The 10,941-nt window shown below is 59.7% G+C and carries 11 protein-coding genes; 3 read left to right on the top strand and 8 right to left on the bottom strand.

What is annotated here, in order from left to right; all coding sequences use genetic code 11:
- Positions 1-243 precede the first annotated feature (243 nt).
- Genes ACILRA_RS13010 through yajC form a run of 5 tightly spaced genes read right to left on the bottom strand, consistent with a single transcriptional unit; the run spans position 244 to position 4,233 of the window.
- Positions 244-972, bottom strand: a complete 729-nt coding sequence (locus tag ACILRA_RS13010) for a phytoene/squalene synthase family protein (RefSeq protein ID WP_395662524.1) — start codon at positions 970-972, stop codon at positions 244-246.
- Positions 969-1,343: an Mth938-like domain-containing protein gene (locus ACILRA_RS13005; protein WP_395662523.1), complete on the bottom strand. Its 375-nt coding sequence runs from the start codon at positions 1,341-1,343 to the stop codon at positions 969-971. Before ACILRA_RS13005 ends, ACILRA_RS13010 begins: the two co-directional genes overlap by 4 nt.
- Positions 1,340-2,278 (bottom strand): protein translocase subunit SecF, encoded by a 939-nt coding sequence (gene secF / locus ACILRA_RS13000; RefSeq protein ID WP_395662522.1) that lies wholly within the window; start codon positions 2,276-2,278, stop codon positions 1,340-1,342. Before secF ends, ACILRA_RS13005 begins: the two co-directional genes overlap by 4 nt.
- 15 nt (positions 2,279-2,293) lie before the next feature.
- Positions 2,294-3,895 carry a protein translocase subunit SecD gene (gene secD / locus ACILRA_RS12995; protein ID WP_395662521.1) on the bottom strand — a complete coding sequence of 534 codons (1,602 nt, stop codon included), beginning with the start codon at positions 3,893-3,895 and terminating at the stop codon, positions 2,294-2,296.
- Between the two features lie 8 nt (positions 3,896-3,903).
- Positions 3,904-4,233: a preprotein translocase subunit YajC gene (gene yajC / locus ACILRA_RS12990; protein WP_395662520.1), complete on the bottom strand. Its 330-nt coding sequence runs from the start codon at positions 4,231-4,233 to the stop codon at positions 3,904-3,906.
- Between the two features lie 111 nt (positions 4,234-4,344).
- On the opposite strand from yajC, the gene ACILRA_RS12985 reads away from it, so the two are divergent.
- Together ACILRA_RS12985 and ACILRA_RS12980 are read left to right on the top strand one after the other, a co-directional pair.
- Complete coding sequence (locus ACILRA_RS12985) at positions 4,345-5,208, top strand: ATP-binding protein (protein WP_395662519.1); 864 nt, start codon at positions 4,345-4,347, stop codon at positions 5,206-5,208.
- 108 nt (positions 5,209-5,316) lie between these two features.
- Positions 5,317-6,966: a glycosyltransferase family 4 protein gene (locus tag ACILRA_RS12980; RefSeq protein WP_395662518.1), complete on the top strand. Its 1,650-nt coding sequence runs from the start codon at positions 5,317-5,319 to the stop codon at positions 6,964-6,966.
- A gap of 267 nt (positions 6,967-7,233) precedes the next feature.
- Here the strand turns inward: ACILRA_RS12980 and ACILRA_RS12975 are convergent, their stop codons facing one another.
- Positions 7,234-8,718: a class I SAM-dependent methyltransferase gene (locus ACILRA_RS12975; protein WP_395662517.1), complete on the bottom strand. Its 1,485-nt coding sequence runs from the start codon at positions 8,716-8,718 to the stop codon at positions 7,234-7,236.
- Between the two features lie 190 nt (positions 8,719-8,908).
- Entirely contained in the window at positions 8,909-9,574 is a 666-nt protein-coding gene (locus tag ACILRA_RS12970; protein ID WP_395662516.1) for a glutathione S-transferase family protein, read from the bottom strand.
- Between the two features lie 270 nt (positions 9,575-9,844).
- Between ACILRA_RS12970 and ACILRA_RS12965 the strand changes: the two genes are divergently transcribed.
- A complete protein-coding gene (locus ACILRA_RS12965) occupies positions 9,845-10,714 on the top strand; it encodes an FkbM family methyltransferase (RefSeq protein WP_395662515.1) in 870 nt (289 codons plus the stop codon).
- On the opposite strand, the gene ACILRA_RS12960 is transcribed toward ACILRA_RS12965, so the two are convergent.
- On the bottom strand, positions 10,658-10,941 hold a 284-nt coding region (locus ACILRA_RS12960; RefSeq protein WP_395662514.1), incomplete at its 5' end, for a hypothetical protein. The genes ACILRA_RS12965 and ACILRA_RS12960 overlap by 57 nt on opposite strands.

The raw sequence follows: 10,941 nt of genomic DNA, 5'->3' as shown, positions 1-10,941 counted from the left end.
GACGGGAGAAGGGGATCAGCATCTCACAGCGTCCGCGCTGTCCACCACATCACCCATTGCCGCTTGAGAGGGAAGAGGCGGCGGAGTGAATTCCCTTCTCCCGTTGCGGCACGCAATGGGAGAAGGTGCCCAAAGGGCGGATGAGGGCCTCTCTCCGCGAATTGCGCTTGTTGAAAGTGCCCTCATCCGGCCTGCCGGCCACCTTCTCCCATCGCGCTGCGACGGGAGAAGGGAATCAGCATTTCACAGCGCCCGCGCCGTCCACCACATCACCCATTGCCGCTTGAGAGGGGACACACGGAGTGGTTCGTCTGGGCGGTGACGGATCGCCTTCAGATAGGTTGCGGTGAGGGTTACCGGCAGGAAGGCCGGGAGGAGTGGCTTCGGAACAGAGGGCAGCAGCGCCATTGCCTGGGCCAAGCGTTTCTCCGCGTGGGCAATCGCAGCCTTCACGTCCATCCCGTCCGGCAGGAAGGGATCGCGGTGTGCCGGATCCCCCAGCACCAGCGCCAAACCCTGTGCCACGCCGGCAAGGCCTGCCGCCTCACTGGCCGGCGCGGCCGCCTCGCGGTCGAGGATCATTGCGGCCATCATGATGAGGCGCGAATGCGTTTCGCCCATATAGGCTTCAAGTTCGGTGAGGCCGGGCATCCGGTCATGGAAGAGGTCGAACTCGCGCGCGGCAAGCAGATCGGTGAGCGCCTGAACCGGCAGGGCGCAATCGCGGATGGCGGACAGCAGCGCTTCCGCCACCGGGTGGCCGCCGCCCGCACCGCTTTCCAGCGTGTCGCGCCACCACTGCAGGCGGATCAGACCGATGTTGGGATCGCTCACCAGATCGCGGATGCGGGTGACCTCAGCATTGAAGGCGTAGAGCGCCATGAGATGCGGGCGCTTTTCATCCGGCGCGAAGAAGGTCGAGAGATAGCGGTCCCGGTCATGGGCGCGGACGATGTCCTGGATCTCGCTCACCGGCTGAAGTCCACCGCAATGAACGCCGCCGCCACGCGGCGCCTTTCCTCGAGCAGCAGGTTGTAGGTTGCAACCGCGTGGCCCGTCGCCATCGGGTCATACATGAGGCCGGCGGCAGCGAGGGCCTCCCGCACCAGCCGTGGCGGGCGGGCCATGGCGTGACCCATGCCGATAAGGAGAAAGTCGATCGCCTCCCGCTCGGCCAGCACCATCACGAAATCGGCGGGCGTCAGCGCCAGAGGGTTCGGGTTCCAGGCATGGATGCCGGAGGGTAGCGCAAGGATCGAACCGCGGTGCGACATCTGCGCAAAGCTGAAACCGCCCGCGCCGTAGCCGTCAACCGGTGCCTGTCCGGGGAAATGCGCCGTCACGGCCTTGCGGCAGCGGCCGCCTTGGCTTCCGCCACCTTCTGGTTGTCACGCGGGGTGCCGAGCAGCAGCAGGATGGGCGTGGCGATGAAGAAGGACGAATAGGTGCCGACGATCACACCCCAGATCATGGTGAAGGTGAAGCCCGCGATGACCTCACCACCCCAGATGTAGAGGGCGAACAGCGCCAGGAGCACCGAGACGGAGGTCATCAGCGTGCGCGGCAGCACGGAGTTAATGGAGAAGTCCATGAGGTCGGCAAAGGGCATCGACTTGTACTTGCGCAGGAACTCGCGGATGCGATCGTAAATCACCACCGTATCGTTCAGAGAATAACCGATGATGGTGAGGATGGCGGCGATGATCGAGAGATTGAACTCCAGGCCGAGAAGGCTGAACAAACCGATGGTCAAGATCACGTCATGCATGAGGGACGCGACGGCGCCCAGCGCGAATTGCCATTCGAAGCGGAACCAAACATAGACCAGAACCAGGAACAGCGCCACGACCACGGCCAGTATGCCCTGCTGGGTGAGCTCGCCCGAGACCTTCGGCCCTACCACGTCGACGCTGCGGTAGTCGACGCCCGGCCCCAGCGCTTCCTTGATCTTGTTGACGGCCGCCTGCTGGGCCTCCTCGCCGCCCTCCTGCGTGCCGATGCGGATCAGCACGTCATTGGCCGAGCCGAACTCCTGCAACTCGCCCGAGCCTAACCCCAGGCCGTTGATGGTGGCGCGCAGTTCGTCGAGGTTGGCCGGCTGCTCGGTGCGGATGGTGATGACCGTGCCGCCCTTGAAGTCCACGCCCATGTTGAGGCCGTTGAAGTAGAACAACAGAAGCGATGCCGCGCAAAGGATGCCTGACAAGAAATAGCCGAACCGGCTGAACCGCATGAACGGAATCGTAGTGCCGTCTGGAACGAGGCGGATGCCCTTCATGGAATGTCTCCCGCCCTAGAGCGGGACCTCCTTCGGCCGACGGTACTTTACCCAGACGGCGACGATGAACTGGGTCAAGGCGAAGGCGGTTAACATGGTGGTCACGATGCCGATGAACAGCGTTACCGCGAAGCCACGGATGGGCCCCGAGCCCACGCCGAACAGCGCCAGCGCGGCAACGAGTGTGGTGAGGTTTGCGTCCCAGATGGTGCCGAGCGCAGCCTTGAAGCCGGTCTCGATGGCACTGAGCGCCGAACGGCCGTTGCGCCACTCCTCGCGGATGCGCTCATAGATCAGCACGTTCGAGTCAACCGCCATGCCCATGGTGAGCACGATGCCGGCGATGCCGGGCAACGTCAGCGTGAAGCCGAAGAAGGACATGATGGCAATGAGCGCCAGCAGGTTCACCAGCAAGGCGAAATTGGCGAAGATTCCGAACAGTCCATAGCCGAAGATCATGAAAGCGAGCACCAGCGCCAGCCCGATGAGTGAGGCGAAGATGCCGGCGCGGATCGAATCGGACCCGAGGCTCGGGCCCACGGTGCGCTCTTCGACGATCGTCAGCTTGGCGGGCAGCGCGCCCGATCGCAGCACCACGGCGAGATCGTTCGTCTCCTCGACCGTGAAGTTACCGGAAATCTGCCCGGAGCCGCCGAGGATCGGCTCATTGATGTTGGGATAGCTCACCACCTTTTCGTCCAGGATGATGGCGAAGGGCCGGCCGACATTGTCGCGGGTCAGACGGGCGAAGCGATCAGCGCCCTGGGTGTTGAAGCGGAAGGAGACGACCGCATTGTTGTTCTGGTCGAATGAGCCGCGCGCGTCGACGAGGTCGCCGCCGTCAACCGTGGCACGGCTGGAGGACTGCACCCACATTTCGCGCTCGGGATCATCCTGCAGCGGGAAGGACTGGCATTCCGGCGGCGGGTTCTGGCCCGGGGTCGTGGGCTGGGCTTCGCACAGCAGCTGGAATGTGAGTTTGGCAGTTCGGCCGATGACGCTCTTCACCTGGTCCGGGTTCTGCACGCCCGGGAGCTGCACGACGATGCGGTCCTTGCCCTGCTGCTGGATGACCGGTTCCGAGGTGCCGAGCGCATTGACGCGGTTCTCGACGATCCTCAAGCTCTGGCTGACGGCCAGCGCGATCTTGGCGTCGAGGCCGTCAGGCGAGAAGGAAAAGGTGAACTGCTGGCCATCACGCTTGAGAACGAACAGGTTGACCGGGCCGCTCGCGCTGAACATGCCGCTCTCGAGCGGGCTCAGCAGGGTCTTGAGCTGGGTCTCGGCCTTTTCCACGTCCTCGGGCTTGGTCACCCGCACGCGCACCTCACCGTCGGCGCGCGCCAGCCCGCTATAGCCGATCTTGGCGTCGCGCATGGCGTTGCGCACGTCGCTGGAAAGCTGACGGGTGAGCTTGTCGTAAAGGTCGGCGCGGTCCACCTCCAGCAGCACGTTGGAGCCGCCCTGAAGGTCAAGGCCCAGGGTCACCGGACGCAGGTTCCATTCCCTGAGCTTCGCCTGCATGTCGGCCGGCAGCACATTGGGCAACGCCATGACGACCGCCAGCAGCACTGCGGCGATGATGGCGATGGTCCGCCAGCGGGTGATGTGAAGCATCGCGGCGACTACTCGGACTTGACCGGCTCGCCCTTGGCGCGCACGTCGGCAATGCCGGTGCGCAGGATGCGTACCTTCACGTTCTCGCCAACCTCGACCTGAAGCTCATTGTCGTCAACCACCTTGACGACCTTGCCGATGAGGCCGCCAGAGGTGATGACAGTATCCCCCTTGCCGACCTTCTTCAGCATCTCCTGGTGAGCCTTCATCTTGCGCTGCTGCGGGCGGATGAGAAGGAAATAGAACACGCCCATGATGAGCACGAGCGGCAGGATCATGCCAAGGAAATCGCCGGCGCCGGGGGCAGCGGCCTGGGCGTAAGCCGGGGTGATGAACAAGGGAGTTCTCCTGAGCGAAAGTTCGGGCGGAATATAGCGATGGTTGCCCCTAATGCAACCAGTCGATTGGGACTTCTTTACGATGGCCCCAGCCTCCGCTAAGAGGCGGGAATGGCACAGGAAATTGATCACGCACTGCTCACCCGCATCGCCGACGCGCTGGAGCGCATGGCGCCAGCCAAGCCCGCCGGGCCGGATTTGCAGGGCTTTTCAGCCTTCGTCTGGCACGCCAGCCCGCCGCAGCTCGAGCCCGTCGCCCGGGTCAACCGGGTGGAGATGTCGCTGCTCAAGGGCATCGACCTCACGCGCGACATCCTGATCGAGAATACGGAGCGCTTCGCCAGGGGCCTTCCCGCCAACAACGCGCTGCTGTGGGGCGCGCGCGGCATGGGGAAATCCTCCCTCGTCAAGGCAGCGCACCATGCCATCAACGAGGCCGCCGGGGGCATTCTCAAGCTGGTCGAGATCCACCGCGAGGACATCGAAAGCCTGCCGCTGCTGATGAACATCATCCGCAAGGCGGAGCACTTCCGCTTCATCGTATTCTGCGACGACCTCTCGTTTGACGCGGAGGACACCTCCTACAAATCGCTAAAGGCAGCCCTGGACGGCGGCATCGAGGGCAGACCATTGAACATGGTGTTCTATGCCACCTCGAACCGCCGCCACCTGCTGCCGCGCGAGATGATCGAGAACGAGCGCTCGACCGCCATCAACCCCTCAGAGGCGGTGCAGGAGAAGGTTTCGCTCTCGGACCGCTTCGGCCTGTGGCTTGGTTTCCACAACTGCTCCCAGGATGAATTCCTCGACATGGTCGAGGGCTATGCCCGGCACTTCGGCCTCAAGGTCCCCCCGGAAGACCTCCGCGCCGGCGCCATCGCCTGGCAGGCGACACGGGGCAGCCGTTCAGGCCGGGTCGCCTGGCAGTACATCCAGGACGTGGCTGGAAGGACCGGGCAGCGGCTGGAGGGGTAAGGACGTACCCCAACGGCAGGCGCACGCGGCCCTATCCAAATTGAAGCGATTTCAATCTATCATTGTTTTTTCTTCCAAAGGTGGATTAGAGTTTCGTCATAAAGACGAATGCAAAATGAACGAACCATTCTCCTCATTACTGATGATGATACTGCCGGAGGGACTGCCGCGGTATCACGGCTGCTCGCTACGGAACTGGCGGGCTCATACAAACTAACTCTGCTTTACAATCAGTCCCGGGCCGCCGCTGAATACTTCTCGAGCATCACTGACAGCGTCAGCCAGGCACATTCTGCGATTAGCTTCCGGGACAATTGGAGAGCTGCGTTTGACAAACGCACGGCAGAAACCCTTCTTGATCGCAATCCCTGTGACCTGATCATCTTCTCCGACTGCATGGTCGTGGGCTCTCACCTGGCCTTGAAGGAGGCCTCGCACGCAAGAGGAATACCATACCTCATGATCGTGAATGGCGTGCCCCTGCATTCCCGCCGGGAACTGGGCGCCCTGATCGATAAGGCAATCAGCGCCACAAACCGCGCTGAAGCTGTTGTGCTGGTTTCGCAAGCGAACTTCGAGGCTCTGGGACGGATCTACCCGGAAATCTCGTCAAAGAAAATTGTGATACCGAATTCTTGTGACCGAATGTTTTTCGACAATGCCGACAGACAGAGCATCCTGGAACGCATGCGGCGGGAGTTGGGGCTGGCGCGGGAGCAGATCGTTCTATTGACTGCAGGCCGCTTGGAGAAGGCGAAAGGCCAACACCTCGTCGTCGCAGCCTTGAAGGAATTGGCCCGGTGCAAAACGGCGGAGCAATGCGATATCGTCTATCTGATCGCGGGCAAGCCCGCTTATGGCTACGATGAGTATTTCGATACTTTGATTGCTGAGGCAGGTCTTCAAGGGAGTGTGATGACGCTCGGATTCAGGACCGACATCAGGGACCTGATGTTCGCCTCCGACATCTATGTCTTGACGTCGTTCAACGAAGGCGCGCCCATCTCAATCATCGAGGCTATGGCTACTGGATTGCCGGTGATGGCAACATCGATCGATGGCATCCCCGAACAAGTTGATGAGGCATGCGGATGGCTGGCACCCGACCCAAAACAGTCCATTGATGATTGCGTGGATGCTCTCACAGGCATTCTGCAGGAGATTTCTTCGGGGCATGACCCGGTTGCCGCAAAGGGTGTGGCAGCAAGGCAGCGGGCGGTCGATCTGTTCCATCCCTCCGTGAAATCCCGGCGTTACGCCGAGCTGATCGAAGCCACCAAGTTTCCTCCGCCAGACGAGCAGAAGCCATCGCTCCCCCGGAAGCTGGATTACGCGATAACCTCTGGTGACGTTCTCGACATGAGATCCCCTGAGCGCTGCTGGAACTATCTGAACCCCGGATGGTCACCCAACGGCCCATCCGGAGTGCGCCAGTTGAAGCCCGTCACCGGCCTCTTTCTTCCAATGTCGCCCTTGATGCAGACTGTGAAGCTGAATCTGCAAGTGAACCTTCTCTCCAGTCCTGAAATCCTGGCGTATCATTTGTTGATATGGATCAATGGAAACAAGCTTTTCGACTCCACGATCGCAAGACCAGGCAGATACTCGCTCTCAATGAGCATCAAGCTTGATCAGCAGAGGAGAGGGCTGGACATTCAGATGGCACCCAAGATCAAGAGCAAGGACGAGAACGGACGAACAGGCGAATTTCTGTTTGTGCCCGGTTGCGCCGCACTTGAGTCAATCACGGTTGAGTGACTTTGAGGTTCAACCCTCACCCCGCCGCCCTTTTCGATCATCCCCTACCCTTCCAGCGTCCCCGCCCCCGGCACGGACATGATCGTGTTGCTACAACGGACTTCTTGCGCTGAATAGCGCGGCAGAGATCAACACTACAGGAGCATCATGCATGACAAGCACCGGCTGGAGACAATTGCTTTCGCGCGCGTTCCGGCCAGGTGGAATCACCTGATCGAAAAGAACGCGCGCAAGATCAATGGATCATGCTGTAGCGCCGGACTCACGTCAGAAAATGTATAGAGTCGATCTGACTACAGCCTTCCTGCCATGGGTATCTGCCTCGACCTCAAGAAGCACTTTTCTTGCCTTATGGACCAGGTTGAACGGGGCTTCGTGCAGGACGACACCGCTGCCGGTCCCGATCCTGATGTCGTTCCCGGTGATATGGTCAGCATTTGATTGAAAGTCGCCGTGGGGCACGTGCTCAGTTACCAGCATGTATTTGTAGGGTTTCGACGTGTTGAGCCGGCCGGTGAAGGATTTGACTTCAGCATTGCTCAAATGCTGCAGGACTTGCCGGACAGTCGCAAGCTCAGCATGCGGAAGTTCATCAGCGGCGAGATTGAGTTTCACAAATTTCACGTTATCGGCGCGGTATGCCGCCCTGTTGCGGGTCAGAATGACCTCGGATACGTCGCAGGCGATATACTCCGAACAGTGTGGCGCAATCTGCCTTCCAATGTTGAAGTCACCGCAGCCGAGATCTGCAATCTTCGAGCAACCAAGCTCCTTCAATAACCGGCGCAGTCCCGCTACGTAGGGTTCGATGATGCGAGCCTCGTGAGAACCGTAGCCGGAGGTTCCGTTACCTGCCGCATCATGGCCCCAAAGGCCGCGCCTGTAGATATTGTCAAAGATCTGCCCGGGACCCGGCTGAATTTCCACATCATCACTGACGCGGCCTGCAACTTTTTCCGCGCGGGCATACCACGATTTTGGCAGGACCAGTTCGGGACGGTTCGGATCACAAGGACGATCGAGAGAATGAGGGAAGGTTTTCTGGAAACCCGTTGGCGGAGACCTGTCGCGCCTGAGAAAGGCAATCTCGAACACCCGCGGCGCCTCAATGCCGCCCATGTTTACTTCACCGCCATGGTTGTTCGGGTGGATATGGACGGCGTGATGGTGAGCCAGCAGTTTTGTGAATACCGCCTCAACGATGTCAAAGAACGCTGGATCGGACCAGTGCTCCACGTGATGGAATTCCGCGACGATGATCCTGAAGCGCTTGAGGTTTCTTTCGCTAAGGGCGAGAATTGCCGGATACTCTCCTCCTTCGATATCCATCTGAAGAAGCAGGTCACCTTCGGTGGCCTGAGCGTCCATCCAGTGGTCCATCGTCGTGAATTGGTCGCTCTCGAAAGCGCCAATGAATTTCTTCTGAAAGGAGAGCGGCGAGAAACCATTGGGAGGTGCTTCAACGGAATAGTCGGAAAGATGCGATCCGATCCCAAACCTCCGCTCAAGATCCATCTCGAATGCCGCTATCGGACCTACCCCCGGAGAAAAGCAAACCGATATGCCCTGCAAATCGTCAGGGATCAGATAACCGCCGTCTGAAGCCGCGCCTATCCGGATCAGAGAGCGCCGGGTGGTCACTGGCCTCAGCCGGTCGATCAGCGCCTGAATTCTTTCAGGCGAAGTCATTTTCTGAACAAATATGCCCTTCGATAAGAGTTCATACTTATCTAGGCGTTTTGGGGCAGCCATATCGCATCACCATGAGTTTCACCAACCAGACGTGCGGACGAGACAACAGGTAATGTGTTGGTACCGTTTATCCGCGCATGCGAGGCAACGCCAAGCCTCTTGGCATCATAACGATTGCAGTTCAATTCAGCGATTAGCACGCCGAGAAACGATTTCGGAGCTCAATAGTCGCATCTGATGGCGCGCCCTCTCACCCAGTCTCTTTCTCAATCCTCCCCCACTCCTCCAGCGATCTTGCCCTTGGCACGGACATGACCGTGTTGCGGAAGGGCTCCCTGCGCTGGACGGCGTCGAACCAGTCGAGCACGTGGGGCATGTCCGGCTTGCCGCAGTCGAGACCCATGAAGCGCCACAGCAGTGCGCCCATCACGATGTCCCCGCAGCTGAAGGCCGGGCCCGCGAACCAGTCATGGCGGGCGAGCCAGCCATCGGCGATCTTCAGGGCCTGGGCTGCCTGCTTCTCCGCCGCGGCAACCGCCTGTGCGTTGCGGTTCTCAGGCAGGCTGCGCACGGTGTTCATGAAAATCGTGGTGACGGGCGGCGCGAAGACGAGTTGCTGCCAGTCCATCCACTGTTCCGCCATGGCGAGACCGCGGTGCTCGGCTGGGCGCAGCACGCCCGGGCGGAACCGCGCGGAAAGATAGCGCACAATGGCATTCGACTCGAACATCGTCACGTCGCCGTCGCGGATCACAGGCACCAGGCCCATCGGGTTCATCGCCAGGAAGTCGGCGTCATGGTTGCCGCCGAACTGGCCGCCCACATTCTCACGGGTGTAGGGAACGTCGAGCTCCTCCAGCGCCCAGAGCACCTTCTGCACATTCACGGAGTTCCGCCGGCCCCACACGGTGATCATGCGATATCCTCCCTCAATCCGGACCTGAGAATGCAGCATCAAGGCCAAAAGGCAAGGGTAAGGCTTACAACAAGCATGCTGCGCGGTTTTCAATAGTGCCTGTTGGCCTCTTATTACCCTGGGTTGTTAAAGACTCCCGAGATATGCTACTCGTTCAGCAGCCGCGGTCTTGAGCGACAGCGTCGATGTTGGCGCGGCGCGGGTTCGTCCTCGCATCTACTAAAACATGAAGAGTGAGAGGCAAGCACACATGTGCATAAGGAGGCTGGGGTGACTGACGGTAGTCAATTCGGCAATTTCGTTCGCAGAAATGCAGCATGGATCAGCAGGACAAAACTACTACCAGAAAACACTGCTACTCGAATGGCCGTGTACCTTGGCAATAACAGGGCACTCACCAAGACCGTCTACGGCCACAAGATATATGTCGACACGCGGGATCACTCACTGACACCCCATATACTTCTCGACGGCAACTGGGAGGACTGGATTACCAAGGTCTTTCGTACCGTGGTGCGCGATGGCATGCGTGTCATTGATGTCGGAGCGAATATCGGCTGGTACTCCCTGATTGCCGGCGACCTTGTGGGAGCGGCAGGACGGGTCACATCATTCGAGGCCGACCCGGAAATGGCCGAAATCCTCTATCGAAACATCGTGGTGAATGGACTTGTGGACAGAGTGACCGTAGTCCCTAAGGCCGTTTACAGCGAAAGCAAACCCGTCGAGTTCAAGATTCACGAGCATCTAAAAGGCTCCAGTTCGCTTTTCTCGACAGATGCATCAGCTGCGGTATTCAACGATGAAGTGAGTCATGTAACCGTTCAGGCAACTGCAATCGACGACTTCCTACCGGAGAACTCCGTTGTGGACTTCATGAAGATCGATGCGGAAGGCGCGGAACCCTTCGTCCTTCAAGGAGCACGCCGTACGCTGTCCGAGAACAGGGACATCCAGATCATGATGGAGTTCTCGCCTGCAATGTTGTGCGCCTATGGCAGTGCCGAGACGTTCCTTGGAGAGATAAGCGGGCTGGGCTTTGGGGTTTGGCGCATTGCCGCCGACTCATCGCTTATACGCTCATCACATCAAGATCTTCTGTCGGCCGGCCATTGCGATGTTCTGCTGCGCCGCAGTTAGAGCATGATCTGCAAAAGTGGAAACCACTTTTGTGATTAGATCATGATCTAACCATTGATCTTGCGCCAGTTCTTTCCGACTAAGTGGTTCCACCTGGTCGGAAGGGGATGTCCCGAACTCTGTTGAAAATGCCGAGGCTGGCGTTGCTGTTTGAACGTTATGCGGCATCAGCGAGGCGGTCAACCGTCGGGGTGGTGGTCTGAGCGGTACGATGGCTTTGAAGTGCG

Source organism: Aestuariivirga sp. (assembly GCF_044239095.1).
Classification (GTDB): Bacteria; Pseudomonadota; Alphaproteobacteria; order Rhizobiales; family Aestuariivirgaceae; genus Aestuariivirga.
Note: the sequence above shows the minus strand (reverse complement) of the source record. Positions and strands in the feature narration are given on the sequence as shown.

Bases quoted from the DNA above. Each gene is read 5' to 3' on its own strand.
- ACILRA_RS12975 (WP_395662517.1), bottom strand. From the start codon at position 8,718: ATGGCTGCCCCAAAACGCCTAGATAAGTATGAACTCTTATCGAAGGGC.
- ACILRA_RS12985 (WP_395662519.1), top strand. From the start codon at position 4,345: ATGGCACAGGAAATTGATCACGCACTGCTCACCCGCATCGCCGACGCG.
- ACILRA_RS12970 (WP_395662516.1), bottom strand. From the start codon at position 9,574: ATGATCACCGTGTGGGGCCGGCGGAACTCCGTGAATGTGCAGAAGGTG.
- secD (WP_395662521.1), bottom strand. From the start codon at position 3,895: ATGCTTCACATCACCCGCTGGCGGACCATCGCCATCATCGCCGCAGTG.
- ACILRA_RS12980 (WP_395662518.1), top strand. From the start codon at position 5,317: ATGCAAAATGAACGAACCATTCTCCTCATTACTGATGATGATACTGCC.
- secF (WP_395662522.1), bottom strand. From the start codon at position 2,278: ATGAAGGGCATCCGCCTCGTTCCAGACGGCACTACGATTCCGTTCATG.